A 20,501-nucleotide genomic window follows, 5' to 3' on the forward strand; every position below is an offset into this window, starting at 1 on the left:
GGTATTGGTGTATCCACATGATTGATCCAATTTAGGTGTTTGTCTGAATTTCATCTTAAAAAGAGAAGGATTTGGGAGGTTTGTTAATGGAAGAAAATCTTAAATTAAAACTGGAAAAGACAGAAAGAGAGAATAACGAACTGAAGAATAATTTGTCATTGTATAAATCAATTCTGGATGCTGTGCCGTTTCCAATCTCTGTAACAGATATGGATATGAACTGGATTTATATGAATCCGGCAACTGCAAGGATGGCAAATGTTGATCCTGAAAGAGCAAAGGGAACACATTGCAGCAGCTGGGGTACTGCCATCTGCAATACTGAAAACTGTGCTTTTAAACAGCTCCGTCGGGGCAAAAATGATGCCTTCTTTGACCAGACCGGGCAGAATTTCAAATGCAATATGGCATATGTCCGCAATGAAAGCGGGCAGGATATCGGCATGATGGAAATTGTTCAGGATGTTTCTGATATGGTTCGTGTCACTAATTACCTGAACAATGAAGTATCTAAGGCTGCGGAAAATCTTGAACTCCTTGCAGACGGAAATCTTGACTTTAAACTGGATGTTGCAGAAGCAGATGAGCACACTCGTGAAGTGAGGGATCAGTTTGTACTTATAAATCAGTCAATCGGCAAGGCACGTGATGCAGTACAGCTTCTTGTTGAAGATTCTGTCATGCTTGGAAAAGCCGGAGTTGAAGGCAGGCTTGATACAAGGGCTGATGAATCAAAGCATAACGGTGAGTTCAGAAAGATTGTTCTGGGCGTTAACAATACGCTTGATGCAGTTGTTGACCCACTGAACCTTGCAGCCGAAAATCTGGACCGTATCAGTAAGGGTGATATTCCTGAAAAGATTACTGTACAGCTGAATGGTGATTTCAATAAGATTAAGGATAATCTCAACCAGTGTATTGATGCTGTAAACCTGCTTGTTAAGGATGCCGGCATGCTCGCAGAAGGTGCGATTGAGGGCCGGGTTGACATACGTGCGGATGCCACACGCCACAGAGGCGACTTCAGAAAGATTGTTGTCGGTGTGAATGACACCCTTGCAGCCATTGAGACTCCTGTTAAGGAGATAACTGAAATTACAAAGAATTTTGCTGTCAATGACTACACCAGAAAGGTTGAAGGGCACTATAAAGGCACTTTTGCCGAGGTTGCAGGGGCTGTCAATGAAGTTTATGATACCATTAATCTTGCCCAGAGGGTTGCCGGAAATATTGCAGCCGGTGATCTCAGAGATCTCAGTCAGTTAAAATCGCTTGGTAATGGTGCAGGTAAACTGTCACAGAATGATAAGCTTGTCCCTGCCTTTATTGGTATGATTGAGGTCATGAAGGCATTTGATATAGAATTTGGCAGACTTGTAAACTTTGCCGCTGAAGGTAAAACTGCAATGCGTGCAAATGCCTCGGAATTCAATGGAATATACAGTAATATTATTACCGGTGCAAACCAGGTTCTGGACAATATCTTAACTCCACTCAATGAAGGTTTTGATGCTCTGGATCGTATATCGCACGGTAACATTGAGCTGATGACAAAGGTGTATAATGGTGATTATGAGGACATCAAGAATAATATCAATGCTATAGCATCTGTTCTTCAGGAGTTTAAGGCTGAATTCAATAAAGTAGTTCAGTACGCCAATGATGGTGACATTAACAAACGCCTCGATTCATCGAGATTTGAGGGTGCATATGCTGAAGTCATTGACGGAGCAAATCAGGTTCTGGATAACATCTTAACCCCACTCAATGAAGGCTTTGATGCACTTGAAAGGATTTCACACGGCAATATTGATCTGATGACAAAGACCTATAAAGGTGAATATGAGAATATCAAGAAAAATATCAATGGCATAGCTCTGGTTCTTCAGGAGTTTAAGGCTGAGTTCAATAAAGTAGTTCAGTACGCCAATGATGGTGAAATTGACAAGCGCCTCGATTCATCAAGATTTGAGGGTGCATATGCTGAAGTCATTGACGGAGCAAATCAGGTTCTGGATAATATCTTAACCCCGCTCAATGAAGGCTTTGATGCACTTGAAAGGATTTCACACGGCAATATTGATCTGATGACAAAGACCTATAAGGGTGAATACGAGAATATCAAGAAAAATATCAATGGAATTGCACTTGTTCTTCAGTCCTTTGAAAAAGAGCTTAATGTTCTGATTAAGGCAGCAGCTGACGGAAATTTGGATAAACGTGCCGATGCCTCACAGTTTGAAGGAGCTTATGCCAATGTGATCAATGGAGCCAATGCTATCATGGAAGCAATTGATGTGCCCGTGCAGGAGACACTGCGTATGGCCGGTGCATATGAGGCATGTGTATTCGATACCCGCGTTAATGAGAATATTGTTGTCAAAGGTGATTTCCTTAAACTCAAGAATGCCCTTAACAATGTTGGTATTGCCGTTGGTTCAATTGTCCTTGAGATTCAGCGTATTGCTGATGAGTTTGAAGCCGGGCACTTTGATACCCGTGTTGATGAGAAACTCAGGGTCGTTGGAGATATTATTGCCATCAAAGAGGGTCTGAACAATGTCGGTGAGGTTGTTGCCGGAACAATTTCAGATGTAAAAGTTGTTGTTGATAAGGTTGATCAAAGTTCCAATGAGGTCAGTAAGGGTACTGATGAAGTATCAAAAGCCGCTGAAGGAGTTGCTACCACAAGTCAGAATGCAGCAGCTATGACCAAGGAACTGCTTGGAAGAATTGAAGGTATAAACCAGCAGATTGGTGAACTTTCAGCATCCAACGAGGAGATTGCAGGCACTTCACAGGAAGTTCTGAAACGTGCAAATGAAGTTGTCGAAATCGGTAAAGAGGCACAGCGTGCTGGTGATGATGCAAATGCAAAGATGGGCAATGTTGAAGTGATTGCAAAACAGAGTGTGGATGAGATAAACAGCCTTACCGAACAGGTCAAGGAGGTTAATAACGTCGTCAAACTCATAAACGATATAGCAAGTCAGATTAATCTGCTGGCTCTGAATGCAGCAATTGAAGCCGCCCGTGCGGGCGAACATGGGCGTGGATTTGCTGTTGTTGCCGGAGAAGTCAAGAATCTTGCGGCTGAAGCACGTGAAGCAACCGGAAATATCGAGAAGGTTGTTTCGGCGGTTCAGGCAAGCAGTGAGAAGACTGCCAGTGCAATCAACAATGCAAATGAAGAAATTGTTGACGGAGTTACCAGTGTGAATACTGCAATTGGAGCACTTAACAGGATTATTGAGAATGCAAGTCAGGTGACACTTGACATTAATGATGTCAACAGGGCTATTGGAGATCAGGCAAGTATTGCCAATGATGTTGTTATTGCAACTGAAAACGGAATGAAGATGACAAAGGATGTTCAGGGTCAGGCAGAGGAGCTTGCAGCTCTGGCAGAGGAAGCCAGTGCTTCCATTGAGGAGATCGGCAGTGCCATTCACGAAGTGGGTGATCTCTCCGGCGGCCTTAAGCAGAATATGAATAAATTCAGAGTCTGAGTAATTCTGAGGTAATAATTATGGCAATAATTGATGTGGTCGAATATGAGATCGGCGGGACACGCTATGCACTCGACATCCATCTGGCACGTGAAATTGTTGAGATGATGCCAATAACACCTGTTCCAAGAGCGCCTGATTATATTGCAGGCATAATAAATCTGAGGGGTGAAATAACCAACATCCTCAATTTAAACTGCCTGATGGGTCTTCCGATGCAGGAAAATCCGGAGAACCAGAAGATAATTGTGCTCGTTGCGGAGGCTACCGGAGGTTCAAATGTGGGAATTATTGTTGATAATGTCCACAGTGTCCTTCAGGTTCCGGAAGAGAATATAGAGCAGATGGATAATTCAATCTCCACTGAAGCCTATGTAAAGGGAATCATAAAAATTGGTGAGGATAAGACAGGTGAAGAGAAGTCTCTGGTAATCTGGACGGATATATCAAAGATTCTCTCTGAGATTGTCGGAGTTAGTGATGTGGTGAATAACCCTGAGGAGGAGACGGGAAATATTACAGCTGCTTAGATCATAAGTCTGATTAATACAACGAAACCTCTGACAGGCTGACAGGTCTGTCTTAATATGATATCTGTTTTCCATGGGTGAAACGCCCTATGCCCGTGGGATATAATATATTTTTCTCTTCTGTCTGTGGATATTTTTTTACTACCTAACTTCCCTACTTAATTAGGCACATTATTTCAATGAATTGCAAATATATGTGCATGATTTTAGAATTAGGTGTGTTATTGTCCACTAAATTCAAATATGGTGGCCCATATGGTGTGCCTAAATTATAGATCCATAGTTTTTGAAATAATGATCAATTTAAGCAGTAAATTCAATATTGGGGCTACTTTTGATCTATGTGCCTAAAATTCCGGGAGTTCAGGTTACTATAGTCTAAATACTTCTACAGGAATCAATGCCGGGCACATCTTGGTGTGCATCAAATTCATATATATGTTATGCCCTTCAATAATGCTTATCCGACTATCGTTTTATATTGGTGCATATCATTAAGGGGCGATCGGGATAGTTTCGTCCCATAATAACTATCACATTTAAATGGGTAAACGGTCTGTCCGGAGGGTAAAATATGGAAGAAAATTTACAGTTAAAACTAAAAGAGTATGAGAATAAAATTGATGAGCTGACCAGCAGTGCCTCATTATATAAATCAATTCTGGATGCTGTGCCGTTTCCAATCTCTGTAACAGATATGGATATGAACTGGATTTATATGAATCCGGCAACTGCAAGGATGGCAAATGTTGATCCTGAAAGAGCAAAGGGAACACATTGCAGCAGCTGGGGTACTGCCATCTGCAATACTGAAAACTGTGCTTTTAAACAGCTCCGTCGGGGCAAAAATGATGCCTTCTTTGACCAGACCGGGCAGAATTTCAAATGCAATATGGCATATGTCCGCAATGAAAGCGGGCAGGATATCGGCATGATGGAAATTGTTCAGGATGTTTCTGATATGGTTCGTGTCACTAATTACCTGAACAATGAAGTATCTAAGGCTGCGGAAAATCTTGAACTCCTTGCAGACGGAAATCTTGACTTTAAACTGGATGTTGCAGAAGCAGATGAGCACACTCGTGAAGTGAGGGATCAGTTTGTACTTATAAATCAGTCAATCGGCAAGGCACGTGATGCAGTACAGCTTCTTGTTGAAGATTCTGTCATGCTTGGAAAAGCCGGAGTTGAAGGCAGGCTTGATACAAGGGCTGATGAATCAAGGCATAACGGAGAGTTCAGAAAGATTGTTCAGGGCGTTAACAATACGCTTGATGCAGTTGTTGACCCACTGAACCTTGCAGCCGAAAATCTGGACCGTATTAGCAGAGGAGATATTCCTGATAAGATTACTGTACAGCTGAATGGTGATTTCAATAAGATTAAGGATAATCTCAACCAGTGTATTGATGCTGTAAACCTGCTTGTTAAGGATGCAGGTACGCTTGCACAGGCCGGAATAGATGGCAGGCTTGATACAAGGGCAGATGCTTCAAAGCATAACGGGGACTTTGCAGTAATTGTTAACGGGGTGAATAATACACTTGACGCAGTTGTTGGACCGCTCGGCCTGTCAGCAGATGTTCTTGATCGTATAAGTAAAGGCGATATCCCTGAGAAGATTAATGCGGATTTTAAAGGTGATTTCAATAAGATTAAGGATAATCTCAACCAGTGTATTGATGCTGTAAACCTGCTTGTTAAGGATGCCGGCATGCTCGCAGAAGGTGCAATTGAGGGCAGGGTTGACATCCGTGCGGATGCCACACGCCACAGGGGCGACTTCAGAAAGATTGTTGTCGGTGTAAATGACACCCTTGCTGCAATTGAGACTCCTGTTAAGGAAATCACTGAAATTACAAAGAACTTTGCTGTCAATGACTACACCAGAAAGGTTGAAGGGCACTATAAAGGCACTTTTGAAGAAGTTGCAGGAGCTGTCAATGAAGTTTATGAGACCGTTAATCTTGCCCAGAGGGTTGCAGGAAATATTGCAGCCGGTGATCTCAGAGATCTCAGTCAGTTAAAATCGCTTGGTAATGGTCAGGGTAAACTGTCACATAATGATAAGCTTGTCCCTGCCTTTATTGGTATGATTGAGGTCATGAAGGCATTTGATATAGAATTTGGCAGACTTGTAAACTTTGCCGCTGAAGGTAAAACTGCAATGCGTGCAAATGCCTCGGAATTCAATGGAATATACAGTAATATCATTACCGGTGCAAACCAGGTTCTGGACAATATCTTAACTCCACTCAATGAAGGTTTTGATGCTCTGGATCGTATATCACACGGTAACATTGAACTGATGACAAAGGTGTATAATGGTGATTATGAGGACATCAAGAATAATATCAACGCTATAGCATCTGTTCTTCAGGAATTCCAGAAAGAATTTGATAAGCTTATTGTGTACAGTCAGGAAGGTCAGCTTGACAAACGTGGTGACCCGTCTAAGTTTGAAGGTGCATATGCCGATGTAATTAAAGGTGTAAATGACACCCTTGATGCAATCTTAATTCCAATCGGAGAAGGCAACAGGATCCTTGATCAGGTGGCACATGGTAAGATTAACGAGCTGATAACTCAGAAGTACAAAGGTGACCATGAAGCAATGAAGAACAATATTAATGGTATTGCCCTTGTTCTTCAGGCTTTTGAGAAGGAGCTTGATATGCTCATACGTGCGGCAGTTGACGGCAATCTTGATAAGCGTGGTGATTCATCCAAATTTGAAGGTGCATATGGCAAAGTTATCGATGGAGCCAATGCTATCATGGAAGCAATTGATGTGCCTGTGCAGGAGACACTGCGTATGGCCAATGCATATGAAGCATGCCGGTTTGACACCCGTGTTGATGAGAGCATTGCTGTCAAAGGTGATTTCCTTAAACTCAAGAATGCCCTTAATAATGTTGGTGTTGCCGTTGGTGCTATTGTTGACGAAATTCAGCGTATTGCTAATGAGTTTGAAGCCGGACATTTCGATACCCGCGTGAATGAGAGGCTCAATGTTGTCGGCGATATTGTTGCTATCAAGCAGGGATTAAACAATGTTGGTGAAGTTGTTTCCGGAACAATTTCTGAGGTGAAAGTAGCTGTGGACAGGGTGAACAGAAGTTCTGATGAGGTGAGCAAGGGCACTGATGAGGTCTCAAGGGCCGCTGAAGGTGTTGCCACCACAAGTCAGAATGCGGCAAACATGACCAAACAGCTGCTTGGTAGAATTGAAGGTATAAACCAGCAGATTGCTGATCTCTCCTCCTCCAACGAAGAGATTGCAGGCACATCGCAGGAAGTTCTTAACCGTGCAAATGAAGTTGTTGCAATCGGTAAAGAGGCTCAGGTTGCCGGCGATGATGCAAATGTGAAGATGGGCAAGGTTGAGATAATAGCAAAGCAGAGTGTTGATGAGATCAACAGCCTTACCGAACAGATCAAGGAAGTTAATAATGTCGTTAAGCTCATAAACGATATTGCGAGCCAGATCAATCTGTTAGCTCTCAATGCTGCAATTGAAGCTGCCCGTGCCGGAGAACATGGGCGTGGATTTGCTGTTGTTGCCGGAGAGGTCAAGAATCTGGCGGCTGAAGCACGTGAGGCTACCGGAAATATTGAGACGGTTGTTTCAGCGGTTCAGGCAAACAGTATAAAGACAGCAGATGCAATCAATCTGGCAAACAATGAAATTGTTGACAGTGTTGGCAGTGTAAACACAGCAATTAAGGCACTTAACCGGATTATTGATAATGCAGGTCAGGTCACACTGGATATAACTGAAATTACAAGAGCGATTGAAGATCAGGCCAGTATTGCCAATAATGTTGTTGTTGCCACTGAAAACGGCATGAGGATGACAAAGGATGTACAGGGTCAGGCAGAAGAACTTGCAGCCCTTGCAGAGGAAGCCAGTGCCTCTATTGAGGAGATTGGCAGTGCAATTCATGAAGTGAGCGGCCTTTCCAGCGGCTTAAAAGAGAACATGGATAAGTTCAGGGTATAAAGTATTCTGAGGTAAATTATGGCGATAATTGATGTAGTTGAATATGAGATCGGCGGGACACGCTATGCACTCGACATCCATCTTGCACGTGAAATTGTAGAGATGATGCCGATCACACCTGTTCCCCGTTCCCCTAATTATATTGCAGGCATAATAAATCTGAGGGGTGAAATAACCAACATCCTAAATTTAAACTGCCTGATGGGTCTTCCGATGCAGGAAAATCCGGAGAACCAGAAGATAATTGTGCTCGTTGCAGAGGCTACCGGAGGTTCAAATGTGGGAATTATTGTTGATAATGTCCACAGTGTCCTTCAGGTTCCGGAAGAGAATATTGAACAGATGGATAACTCCATCTCCACTGAAGCCTATGTAAAGGGAATCATTAAAATTGGTGAGGATAAGGCAGGTGAAGAGAAATCTCTGGTAATCTGGACAGATATATCAAAGATTCTCTCTGAGATTGTCGGAGTTAGTGATGTGGTGAATAACCCTGAGGAGGATACGGGAAATATTACAGCTGCTTAGATTATAGTCTGATTAATACAGCAAAACCTCTGACAGGCTGACAGGTCTGTCTTAATATGATATGTGTTTTTCCACAGGCAACAACGCCCGTTACCTGTGGTATATTATATTTTTTTGCCGGAATTTTTGTTATCGCGTGTAACCACAGTTACATCTGCAAATGAATTTCTGAAAAGAGATCTCCTTAATTTCCGGTTCAGATTATCCCGGAAATCCCAAGTCCGAGATAAATAGCAAGGATAATCATTACAATGCCGGATATAATTCTTATAGCCCTTCTCTTCTCTGTCCTGAATGCGTCAATTTTCTCAGTCTTTCCTGCCGGAAGTCCGGATGCCATCAGGAGAATGATAAACACAAGCGGCAGTATGAACATTAAATTATAGAGCAGCAGGTAAATGATTCCGGTTGTGAAATTCCCTGACATTAACCCTGAAAAACCTGATGCTCCCAAACTCCCGGAGAATGAGTTTGATATCATCGAGAGGACAGCAACATAAATTCCGCCTGTACAGGGAAGTTCAAACATAGAGGCAAGTGTGCCGAGAATAAAGGCGGTTGCTACGATACAGCCTGTATTTTTACCTGAAGGATTATGCCCATAACTAATATTTTGCTCTCTCTTCTCAGCCTCTGATATAATATCATCAGATGTGATTTTATCTGATAGATTTCCGGCTGACGGTAGTGTTTTATCTTCCGGAAGAACTTCATTTACAACTTTAATCTCTTTATTATCTCTGAATTTATGATCATTTCCAGATACATATTTATCTTCAGATTTTTTTCTGTCCTTAGCTTCATCATCATCTCCGGATTCTTCATCAGAAAATTCTTTATTTTCCTGAAGTTTTCCATAATATTTCTTAAGGATTCCTTTGGCAGACTCCGGAATCCTGATGAAATCCTGATGTCTGCCTGTAACTCCTTCATATATACTTAAAATTCCGGCAAGAAGGGCAACAGCAAAGGCAAATAGTGAGAAGTAAAAGGAAATTCCGGCAAACCCGGTTATCGCGAGAATTCCTACACCGGCAAGTGTGTAGAAAATAAATACAGCAAAAGTATATGAAATTCCGGCTGACAGAATAGTTCTTCTGCTTCCTGCTGCAGAGAGTGATGCAAGAAGAATCAGCAGGACTGATATTGCACATGGATTAATCCCGTCAAGAAGTCCTCCGATTAACACAAGTGGAAGTCCAACCTCCCCAAAATTGCCGCCATCACCTGAATTTCTGATATAACTATCCCCCCCGGAATTATCAGGACTGATATTTCCCTCCTGTTTATCCTGCCACTTTGCTTCATATTCATAATCAGGAATGAGGCCACTGTCATATGCAATGAAGAGGTCCTCGATATTATTGTTAATTTCAGTAAAGCCTTCAAGATATATTGAATTTCCGGCAAAGAGATTCGGGTATGCAGGATAATCAACGCCATAATATGCTGCAAATGTGTACATGACCGAGCGGTTTTTTGGGGAGTTGTATGTATCATAGTAGTAAACCGGAATGTTTGGGTACTTTGCTGACAGTTCTTTTACCACCGGAAGTGCCTTGTGGCAGGCACCACAGCGCTCACTGTAAAAGAAATTTATGGAGGTATTTGAACTTTTAAGTGCAGAATTTTCTGGATTTAGTTCCTTTCCGGATAAAATATTTATGCTCTCTTCTTCATCTGTATAATTATTCTGATTTTTGGCTGTACTTTCTTTTGAAATCAGATCTTTGTCTGATGTGGATGATAAATTCTCTTCTGAGAAGGATATTATGTTGGGTAAAGGCGCTTCTGCATCAGCATTTGTGGAAAATAATTCTGTATTGTTATTATAAATATCGGGACTGCTGCCCATAGCACCGGCAATTCCAATAAAAATGAGAAAAACTGCGGCAGATAATGTGATATATTTTATAAGTCCGGCTTTATCCATCTAAAACTCCGTTAAAAAAACTTCTATAATTAGTATCTGCCCGTGATTATTTAGTTATTGAGATGGGTGTTTCTGCATCCCGTACCCTTGCCGGACATCTGAAGGCTGAACGGAGACAGCTCCTGTATCTTAACCGGAAATCTATATTATCTGAGGTTTGACATATGCACAATAGATAAGTCAAAATCCGGTAAAATTTCAGTTGAATGATGTAAAAAAAGTTGAATCTGAGTTTTCCGGATTTTATTCAAGCTCTATCTCAATACCTCCGAACCATCCTGCTGCAATATTGTAGATGAATGCAATTATTGCACCATAGATAAATCCGACAACTGCTGCGCCTATTGTCATTACAATGATTGCAATTACCCCTCCGGCAACACCCATTGCCGCCTGAGGTGCATAAGAACCCATAAACAGGGTTGCGACTCCCCCAAGTAAAAGCGCAATAATTCCGATAATCAGCCCGACAACAAGGGATACAGCTGCAAAAATTTTTGCAAGCGATAATACGGCTATGTGTTTAATTTCTGTCATGATAATTCCCAGTTACTAAGGAGTAATATATATCAAAACATAATAAATTTTTTGTTAATTTAATGTGAATAAATCTGAATTAAATAAATACCTGCTGAAAATTTCCGGAGAAAATAGTTATATTATGGGAATTAAATCCCTGAAATTTTGATTTATTCACCGGCTTCGTAGATATTTACCATATAGCGTGCGGTAAATACTGCCCACAGCGGTGCAATGACAAACATAAGGAACCATCCTACAAGGGGGATAATTGCAAGAATCATCATAATGACAACAAAAATTACTGCAATCAGCCAGAGGAGGATGTAATATCCAATATATCCGAGCCATCCAACACCATTTGAGACAGTCTCATTTATTGCATGGAAGTTGAATGCCTCACCAATTTTATCAGTTTTTCCAAGCCTTACAACACCCATGTATGCAAAGAGGAATAATACGAGGATTACAACCATTGTTATGCCGAGTCCGACAAAAACACCGGCAAGAGCCACCATATTCGGAGCCTGTCCGGTTGTAACAGGAGCGAAAAACTCAGGTACAAATGCAAGAACTCCAAAGATTAAAGCAATAATGATTGCCGGAATTGCGTACAGAATCATAACAATGTTAATCTTCCATCCGTCAACAAAGAGTTTGCCCCACTGATTGATCTCAGGTGCAGGTTTTGCTCCGGAATATATTCTGTACATGTATCCGGTAGCAAGGGGAACAATATTAAATGTAATTCCCTGGATAAGTGTGCATATAATAAGCAGTAACCACTTCATCCATTCTCCGACAAAGCCATCTTTCGTGTATGAAAGTGCTTCGCCAACTATATCTTTACTCATATCAAATCACCATAAATCTGGTAAGGATGAATGCACTCTATTAGAATTTAAGTTATTCGTTTATTATTGTAATATTATGGATGACTCTGACGATTTTTCCGGGAAAATTATAATAATCAGGTATCTGGTAAATTAAGTTAAGATGACCCGTTTTACGGATTTTGATATATGTGCGCCGGAAATAGATATTTTAACTCCTTTTGTGGATTAAAAAAAGTGGTTTATCTGAAAAATCAGATGAATCTTGGTTTGACTGAAAGCTTCTTTGAAGTGTAGAGTTTCCTGTATGGACGGTCTCCGATTTCGTCTTTGACCTTACCTACAAGTTCTTCATGGGACAATTCAACCTTGAAAGGCTTTCCTGCCGCAGATTCACTCCTGATAGTAACTGTCAGCTTACCGGATTCAGCTTCAGAATCTCCAAGCACTGCAACGAAAGGCACCCAGTCCATTCCGGCAGCACGGATCTTCTTTCCTACACTCTCCTCACGGTCATCAAAGTCGCACCTGACACCTGCATTGTTCAGTTTATTGCAGATCTCTTCTGCAAGTTCGTTATGCCTCTCTGCAACAGATACAATTCTGACCTGAACGGGCGAGAGCCATACAGGAAGCATTGGAACGTCCATTGTTCCGGTCTTCTCAAGCAGTGCACATATTACACGCTCAATACTGCCCGTAGGCGAGCAGTGGATAATCGGCGGGTGAACCTCACCATCATCAGTATAATATTTGATGTCAAACCTGTCTGAACTCTCGACATCGATCTGAACAGTCGGGTTCTCAATCGGTCTTCCCTGTCCGTCAATTGCAGCAAGATCAACCTTTGCAATCCAGTAATGCACTCTGTCAGAGAGTGTCTCAATGAGCATTGGAACTTCAGATTTCTTAACGAGGCCCTTAATCCAGTCCTCGTGATCCTTATAAAAGTCCTTTGTGCACCGGAAAATTGCTGCGAAATCTGTCTCAAGATCCTTTCCTGTCTGCCAGCCCATCATCATCTGCTCTTCAAAGCACTCAAGAGTCTGGTCCATGTCAAGGCAGAGCGAGTGCATATCCGGCATTGTAAAGGCGCGAAGCCTCTTAAGTCCTATACATTCTCCCTTCTGCTCATGCCTGAAAGAATATGTGGACAGCTCATACATCTTCATAGGGAGAGTATTTGGTGAGATGTGCATATCCTTCATAATGGAAAACATGCCGAAGCATGCAGCAAAACGAAGCATCATACTCCTGTTTCCGGATTTAAACCGATACTGCCTCTCACCAAACTTTCCGGCATGCTCATTGATTGCTTTATCGCCAAGGTCATACATAACAGGGGTCTCAACCGGCATTCCGCCATAGTCAAGGACGAGACCCAGGACATAATCCCCTAAAAGATCGCGGACAAGTTTTCCCTTTGGCATCCACCTGTGCTGGCCGACATCTGAGAGGGGTTCATAGTCCACAAGCTCTTTTGAGCGCATGAGACTGACATGGAGCGGCTCTTTTCCGGACTCTTTACCCAGGCCGGTCTCTTTTTTAATGAGCATTCCAAGTGGAGAATTGTCAGCATACTCTTTATAATCCTTAACCTCACCTTCAGGTGTCATTACAAAGAAATCATGTGTGACCTGCTTCTTCTCAGGCTTCTCCTCAGCATCTCCGGGAGTGATGGTTCTTGATAGTTCAGAGAGCGGATGGCCCTTGCATGAGAGTTTAAAAGACTTGTACCAGCCAAAAGGTGCCCTTTTGATAGTATAATTCTCCTCACATGAACATCCGGCTTCCATCTTCTTTAAGATCTCTACTGCTGTCTTTGGTGAAGAGAGATCTGATGAGAGATGCGCATACGGGTAGAGCATTATATTTTTTGTGCCCAGTTTTTTGCTCGTCTCAAGAATCTCGGCTACTGCTTTTGTTACTATTCCTTCGATGTCATCCTCGTCTATGGATTCAACCGCACAGAATACCGTTAAAGCCTCGTCAAGGGAATCCTGCGGAATTATTTCTTCCTCTGCCACAGGGGTCTTTTTCTGGGCAGAATATTCTATATTATCAGAATGAATTAAGAGAAGTTGCATTTTTTTTAGATCTCCGTTACGCCTTAAAAATTGGTTTTTTTTATATTTATATTGATGAGAATTGTCCGACAGTCAGACATTTACTCCTTCTTATTCTCAAAGTATTTTGAGAGGGTCGCATTCTTCTGGTGGAGATATTTTGCATCCCCCTTTGCACCGTAGGGCTTTTCAGCTTTTTCAGTTGTGTAGAATACAAGCTGCCCTATTGGCATTCCGGCATAAAGCCTGACCGGCCTCTGGTTGACATTGCAGATTTCAAGGGTAATTGTGCCCGAAAACCCGGCATCGATCCATCCTCCGGTCTGGTGCAGTGTTATCCCAAGCCTTGCAATGCTGCTCTTACCTTCGATTGTGGCAACAATATCATCCGGAAGTGTCACTGTTTCAAAGGTCTCCGCAAGTAAAAACATGCCGGGACCTATGTCAACATAGTCTGCATTCTTTTCATTTACGTGAGATTTTACTGTTTCACCGTCATATGGGTCAATAATCTCATCGCTCTTATCATACCAGACAAAGTGGTTTCCAAGCCGGATGTCAATGGAATTTGGCTGTATGAATTTTGGATCAAAGGGTTCTAATTTGATAAAACCTCTTCTGACCCTGTCCTGAAGCTGCCAGTCAACAAGTATCATTTAAACTCTATAATTTTGGTTGGGAATAATGATAACTTTGCGGGTATAGTTTGGACACTGAGAAAAGAACATTCATGATTATTGTGTAATTTTAAACATTAGTAATGACGATTTTCTCAGATTTACAACGATAATAATGTTGGATATTGGGACATTTTGTATGTCACCAGTATATCTGTCCTAAAAAAAGTTTTATTGTGGGATATAAGTGATTAAAACATCACATCTTCTTCGTCACTGGAGATATGCCATTCAGCACGCCTCAAAAGCCCATGAAGGGTGGATACTTCCCGTGTTGTAAGCTTTGTCCTGCCAAATATCCTTCGAATCATAGTGGATGTATTCTCCATCTTGTGGTCCGGATGGCCGATGACATCCAGAAAATGATCAAAATGGTCATAAAAAGAGTCCATCTCAATTCTTGTCGCAAGGGGAAACTCCTCCTTCTCAATTCCGGCAAGCTCATAGGCAATAATTCCAACAGCATGTGAGATATTCACAATCGGGTATTTGTAAGAACTTGGGATAGTACAAATAACATCACAACGCCTTACCTCCTCGTTTGAAAGGCCCCAGTTCTCCCTGCCGAAGATTATTGAGACCCGGCCTTTTATGTCACCAATAATATCCCTGATCTCACCGGGAGAATAATAGGGCATCCTCATCGAAGTGGAAACTGTCCTGGAAAGGCCGCCGGTTGTCGCAATGAGCATATTGCTATTCTCAATTATCTCATCGAGACTCTCTGCATACCTTGCATTATCCAGTACATCACGTGCATGTGAAGACCTTGCAATTGCTTCATCACCAATAGGCGGAGGGTTGATGAGGGTCAGGTTTAAAAACCCGAAATTTTTCATAACACGGGCAGCAAAGCCGATATTTCCCTCATATATCGGCTCTAAAAGAACAATCTCAATTTCCGGCATAAAAATTACTTGACAGCCTTAACTGTCTCGATAAGTGCTTTTGCACCCTCGTCATATACTGCATTTCCAACAACAATAGTATCAGCAAACTGACCCATCTCCGCTGCCTTCTCACCGCAGTTGATACCGCCGCCGTAGTAGAGAACAGAATTTTCCATAACCTCTGAAACTGCCTTAACAATATCAGGATTACCGTATGTGCCGGAATACTCGATATAGACAACCGGGAACTTAAAATACCGGTCAGCAACAGTAGCATAGGCTACGACCTCTTCAACCGGGATATTGCAGAGGGCCTTTGTAACCTTAGCAACTGAAGAGTCCGGATTTAATACAATATATGCCTCCGGAACAACTATATCCCAGTCAATATTATGCTTCTTCTTCACCCAGTACTGGTGCTTGCCGACAACCCAGGTGATGTCAGGAGTATTCAGGACACTTGGTACAAAAAGGCCCTGAATGCCTTCATATAAAACAGCTGAAGGATCTGCCGGCTCAACAACCATCGGGACACCGTATTCCTTAACCTGCTCCCTGAGCAATGTCAGGTTCTCTTCTGTAATATTCAGTGTACCTGACAGCATCAGTGCATCTGTGCCGCTTGTTGCGATGTCCTCAATATCGCCGGGACGCAGGATCTTGTCAGGATCAAGTTTTGTGATATGTCTCCAATTCTTCCAGTCAATCATTGTTCTCACTTGTTCTTCTCTGCCTCTTTTTTAAAGTCCATAATCTTCTTTCTGGAAATTTTGGTAATCTCTGAAAGTTTGTCGGCCTCAGCCTCAACAAGAGTCTTAAAGTTCAGCACTCCTGCATAGTACATCTTATCAAGCATCTCCTCTTCAAAGCCCTTCAGTGACATAAGCTCAGTTCTGCCCTTCTCAAATGTCTTACGTGACATTCCGGGCGGTGGGGTTATGCCCTTCTTCTCGCAGACGATATTTACATGTTTATGGACAGTATCAATATTAATTCCGGATTTATAGCTGAGATATGCCGGATGAATCCTGACTAAATTATCAGGATCTATAAATCCGGATTTGAAATACTTGTTTATGCTTATTGCCGGAATTCCCATCTCCTTAAAGATTGCCTTATTATGGATAAGTTTTGCCTCAAAGATTAATTTTTCAGCTTCCTCATCGTTTAACTTTAAGGTCTTTAAGGCATCCTTATTTGCACAGCTGAGCCTTCCGAGATCAGTTATATCCAGGGAAAACAGCCCGTTTGATACTTTGGAGTGGCTTCTGCCTTTCTTTGGCGGGATGGTCTTTCTGACGAATTTCTTAACTTCAGACCTCTTCCTCAGCTCTTCCAGGACACCGTCAGCTTCTCTTTTAAATTCAAAAGCCTGTTTATCTGAAAAACTCATTTTGGCTGCAATCTCTGCTACAGGCAGTTTTGAGATCTCAAAGACTGAGTAGATGTGGTTTTCGTGCATCTTTCTGATAACTTCAGAATTGACCGAATCCATCATCTCAAGAGCATCAATATTTGATCGTATGTGGTTGCAGAGCGGGCATCCAATTTCCCACGGCCTTGCGCCGGCACGGATGAGCTTTACGTAGTTCAGATTATGCTGATCACATATATTGACATCGTCACGTATTGCCTTGCCCCACTGCACAGACGGAAGATTGAGATTGAATGAGCAGTCCGGATAATTGGTGCAGCCGACAAACTGCGCCATTCCCTTTGTGGTTCTGATCATAAGATTTGAACCGCAGATCGGGCATTTGCCGACAATCCTCTCCTCGGCAGTACGGTCCATGATCTCCTCACCGATAACCTCCTCATTCTTTTCAAGGTCATCAAAGATCTGGTTGAGCATGCTTCTGGACTCATTCACAGCCTCATCCTTTGATCGGCTTGCTTTCTTGATCTCCTCCATATGGCCTTCAATAGTCCTTGTCATGTCAGGCTTTGTAATGAGGGTAGCATGCTTCTCAAGAGACTCTGTAACTGCCATACCTACCTGAGTCGGCTTTAAGGGGTTGTCCTCAACATAACGCCTTGAGACCAGTTTTCCTATGACTTCATGCCTTGTGGACTTAGTGCCGAGTCCAAGTTCTTCCATCTGCTGGATAAGCTTACTCTGTGAATATCTGGGCGGTGGCTGTGTCTCCTTCTCCTCAAGTACTGTGTCAGCCAGAGGGAGTTTTTCACCTTCGGATAGATCGGGCAGCGCCTGATCTCTGGCCTGGCTGTACTGGTACACCATCCTGTAGCCCTCATATTCAAGTCTCTGTCCGGTTGACGTGTACTCCTCGCCTCCGGCATCAAAGAGATATTTTAGGGTCTTCCATCGTGCATCCGGAGACAGGGTTGCCAGAAACCTTCTGACAATCAGTTCATAGACCTTCCATGATTTTTCGTCAAGATCGCCGGGTTTTGCTGCTCCTGTCGGATGAATCGGCGGGTGGTCAGTGCTTGTCTTCTTACCCTTTGTGGGAGTATCTCTCATATTGGCAATGACCCACTCTGTATCCCGCCTGAATGACTTTTTAAGCTCGTTTAAAATTCCTTTTAAATCCAGTGAGTCCGGATATACAGTATTGTCAGTTCTCGGATAGGAGATGAATCCATTCATATAGAGATCTTCTGCCACTCTCATTGCACTTGATGCACTAAGCCCAAGCCTTGAGGCTGCAACAATGTAGCCTGTAGTATCAAAAGGTGCCGGAGCTTTATCAGTTCGTGACCCTTCCTTCTTCTCTTTAACAAGTACAGGCCCTTTTGTGCCCGAAAGTGCCTTTTCAGCCTCTTCCTTAAGATCGAATTTGCCGTGTGTATGCCTCGCCTCAAACTGCTCCTCATCCTTTTTGGAGATGATACTGAGCATCCAGTAGGGCACAGGAATAAATTCGCTGATCTCCTTTTCACGGTCAACTATCATTGCGAGGGTGGGACTCTGCACCCTTCCGACAGAGAGGATGTTCTTTCCGCCTCTCTTTGCGGCAATTGATATAAACCGCGTCAGTGAAGCACCCCATACAAGATCGATCTCCTGCCTGGCTTCACCGGCGGCGGCAAGGTCAAAGTCAATTTCTGTCGGGTTGTCAAATGCAGCTGAGATCTCCTGCATAGTAATGGCCGAAAATCTTGCCCTGTTTACAGGAACTTTTTTGTTGGCTTCCCGGACTATTTCATATGCCTCTTTACCGATTAACTCTCCCTCGCGGTCATAATCAGTAGCTATTGTTACAAGATCAGCCTTTCTTGAGAGCTTTTTAATCAGTGCAACAATCTTCTTTTCAGTGGGTACCCTTATAATTCCGGCATCTATGAGGGTTCTTGGTGTGTGGGTCTCACTACGCCAGTTTTTATACCCATCCTCAAAGTCAACCTCGACCACATGGCCGCGAAGACCAAGAGCAACTTTATCATCGAATCTGTAAATACTGACATTATTGTCTTTTTCGGTTTTTGGGTTTCCGCTGCTGTTTAAGAAGCCGGCAATTCTTTGTGCTGCTATGTTTTTTTCTGCGATGATAAGATGCATTTTTGGATTTTCACTCCTTTGGGGCAATCTTTTCTGCCATTATTTTATTGAGAATTTTTGGGTCTGCACGCCCTCTGGTCTCCTTCATCACCTGTCCGACAAGGAAATTCAGGGCATTCTGCTTACCTTCATGATAGTCAGCTACAGCCTGTGGATTTGCCTCAACTATCTTAGCGATAATGTCATCAAATTCTCCATCTCCGGCTTTTCCAAGTGAAAGCCTCTGCACAATATCGGATGGCATCTCTGCCTCCTTTCCTTCCTTCACCTCGTCCAGCATTATACGGAGAACGTCAACGCCGACCCTGTCAGTGATCTCATTCTGCTTTAAAAGAGCTATAAGATCAACAAAATTGTCAACCGGAACTGAGTCTATCTTCATCTCTCTGTAGTACAGTTCGCCGAGAAGTGTGTCTGCAACCCATGTGGCTGCAAGTACAGAGTCACATCCGGGTTTTACAACAGTTTCATAAAAGTCTGCAACCTTTATGTCCCCTATAAGGGTCCTGGAGTGGTTTGGTGACAGATTATACTGTTCAATGAACCTCTGGCGGCGTGCATCGGGCAGTTCGGGCAGTTCTATATCTTTAACCCATGAACTGACTCTCAGTGGTCTTAGATCAGGTTCAGGGAAGTAACGGTAATCACACTCCTCCTCCTTACTTCTTGAACCCTGGGTGATACCCCTTGATTCCATGAAGTGACGGGTCTCCATCACGATCTCCTGGCCCCTCCGAACCATATTTCTCTGTCTTGTGATCTCAAAGTTGAGGGCTTTTTCCACACCTTTGTATGATGAAATGTTCTTGCATTCCACACGGCTGTGCCCTTCAAGTGAGATGTTTGCATCGACCCTGATTGAACCTTCACGCTCCCCGTCAAAGACATCAAGATATTCAAGGGTCGATCTAAGCTTATTCAGGAAACGGCGTGCCTCCTTTGGTGATGAAAGGTCCGGCTCGGTAACAATTTCAATCAGAGGAATTGAACTCCTGTTGTAATCAACAAGGGTATAACCTGCCCTGTCTCTTCCTGTCTTGTGAACAAGCCTTCCGGGATCTTCTTCCAGATGAATTCTTGTAATTCTTATCGGTTTTTCATGCCCTTCGTCATCCTCAACTGTAACAATGCCTCTTTCCGCAACCGGTTTGTCGTACTGGCTTACCTGATAACCTTTTGGAAGGTCAGGATAGAAGTAGTTCTTCCTTGAAAACTCAGAATATTCCGGAATCTCAAGGTTGAGTGCCTTTGCGACTTTAAGTGCATATATTACGGCCTGTTTGTTGAGCTTTGGGAGTGCTCCGGGGAGTCCCAGGCATATCGGGCATACGTGGGTGTTTGGCTCGTCATCGCGGTAGTCAGTTGAGCACCCGCAGAAGAGTTTTGTCTTTGTCTTTAACTGGCAGTGAATCTCAAGACCTATAATTACTTTAAGGTCTTTTGGATCTTTTTTCAGTTCCGGAGATCTGACTGGTTCTGCTTCAGACATA

The 20,501-nt window shown here is 42.8% G+C and carries 13 protein-coding genes; 4 read left to right on the forward strand and 9 right to left on the reverse strand.

Translation table 11 applies throughout. The annotated features are described in order from the left end of the window. The first annotated feature begins 86 nt into the window (after window positions 1-86). From L6E24_RS00720 to L6E24_RS00735, 4 genes are all read left to right on the forward strand, one after another. Window positions 87-3,509: a methyl-accepting chemotaxis protein gene (locus tag L6E24_RS00720; protein ID WP_257742824.1), complete on the forward strand. Its 3,423-nt coding sequence runs from the start codon at window positions 87-89 to the stop codon at window positions 3,507-3,509. A gap of 20 nt (window positions 3,510-3,529) precedes the next feature. Continuing rightward, entirely contained in the window at window positions 3,530-4,039 is a 510-nt protein-coding gene (locus L6E24_RS00725) for a chemotaxis protein CheW (protein ID WP_257742825.1), read from the forward strand. Between the two features lie 574 nt (window positions 4,040-4,613). After that, the gene (locus L6E24_RS00730) at window positions 4,614-8,042 is read left to right on the forward strand and encodes a methyl-accepting chemotaxis protein (protein ID WP_257742826.1); all 3,429 of its coding nucleotides are present in this window, start codon (window positions 4,614-4,616) and stop codon (window positions 8,040-8,042) included. 18 nt (window positions 8,043-8,060) lie between these two features. Next, complete coding sequence (locus L6E24_RS00735) at window positions 8,061-8,570, forward strand: chemotaxis protein CheW (protein ID WP_257742827.1); 510 nt, start codon at window positions 8,061-8,063, stop codon at window positions 8,568-8,570. A 196-nt stretch (window positions 8,571-8,766) separates the two neighbouring features. Here the strand turns inward: L6E24_RS00735 and L6E24_RS00740 are convergent, their stop codons facing one another. From L6E24_RS00740 to gatB, 9 genes are all read right to left on the reverse strand, one after another. Continuing rightward, window positions 8,767-10,503 (reverse strand): hypothetical protein, encoded by a 1,737-nt coding sequence (locus tag L6E24_RS00740; protein WP_257742828.1) that lies wholly within the window; start codon window positions 10,501-10,503, stop codon window positions 8,767-8,769. A 243-nt stretch (window positions 10,504-10,746) separates the two neighbouring features. Beyond that, window positions 10,747-11,040 (reverse strand): hypothetical protein, encoded by a 294-nt coding sequence (locus tag L6E24_RS00745; protein WP_257742829.1) that lies wholly within the window; start codon window positions 11,038-11,040, stop codon window positions 10,747-10,749. Window positions 11,041-11,192: 152 nt separating this feature from the next. Continuing rightward, window positions 11,193-11,876, reverse strand: a complete 684-nt coding sequence (locus L6E24_RS00750; RefSeq protein ID WP_257742830.1) for a DUF4013 domain-containing protein — start codon at window positions 11,874-11,876, stop codon at window positions 11,193-11,195. Between the two features lie 233 nt (window positions 11,877-12,109). Next, window positions 12,110-13,942 carry a threonine--tRNA ligase gene (locus L6E24_RS00755; RefSeq protein WP_257742831.1) on the reverse strand — a complete coding sequence of 611 codons (1,833 nt, stop codon included), beginning with the start codon at window positions 13,940-13,942 and terminating at the stop codon, window positions 12,110-12,112. An 80-nt stretch (window positions 13,943-14,022) separates the two neighbouring features. Beyond that, window positions 14,023-14,577, reverse strand: coding sequence for a dCTP deaminase (dcd, locus tag L6E24_RS00760; protein ID WP_257742832.1), 555 nt, complete (start codon window positions 14,575-14,577; stop codon window positions 14,023-14,025). A 212-nt stretch (window positions 14,578-14,789) separates the two neighbouring features. Continuing rightward, a complete protein-coding gene (locus L6E24_RS00765; protein WP_257742833.1) occupies window positions 14,790-15,506 on the reverse strand; it encodes an RNA methyltransferase in 717 nt (238 codons plus the stop codon). Window positions 15,507-15,511: 5 nt separating this feature from the next. Then, a complete protein-coding gene (locus L6E24_RS00770; protein ID WP_257742834.1) occupies window positions 15,512-16,198 on the reverse strand; it encodes a phosphoglycerol geranylgeranyltransferase in 687 nt (228 codons plus the stop codon). A gap of 5 nt (window positions 16,199-16,203) precedes the next feature. Then, window positions 16,204-19,011, reverse strand: coding sequence for a DNA topoisomerase I (locus tag L6E24_RS00775; RefSeq protein ID WP_257742835.1), 2,808 nt, complete (start codon window positions 19,009-19,011; stop codon window positions 16,204-16,206). A gap of 10 nt (window positions 19,012-19,021) precedes the next feature. Continuing rightward, the gene (gene gatB / locus L6E24_RS00780; protein WP_257742836.1) at window positions 19,022-20,500 is read right to left on the reverse strand and encodes an Asp-tRNA(Asn)/Glu-tRNA(Gln) amidotransferase subunit GatB; all 1,479 of its coding nucleotides are present in this window, start codon (window positions 20,498-20,500) and stop codon (window positions 19,022-19,024) included. Window position 20,501: the final 1 nt, after the last annotated feature.

This window comes from Methanoplanus endosymbiosus (genome assembly GCF_024662215.1).
GTDB classification, from domain to species: domain Archaea; phylum Halobacteriota; class Methanomicrobia; order Methanomicrobiales; family Methanomicrobiaceae; genus Methanoplanus; species Methanoplanus endosymbiosus.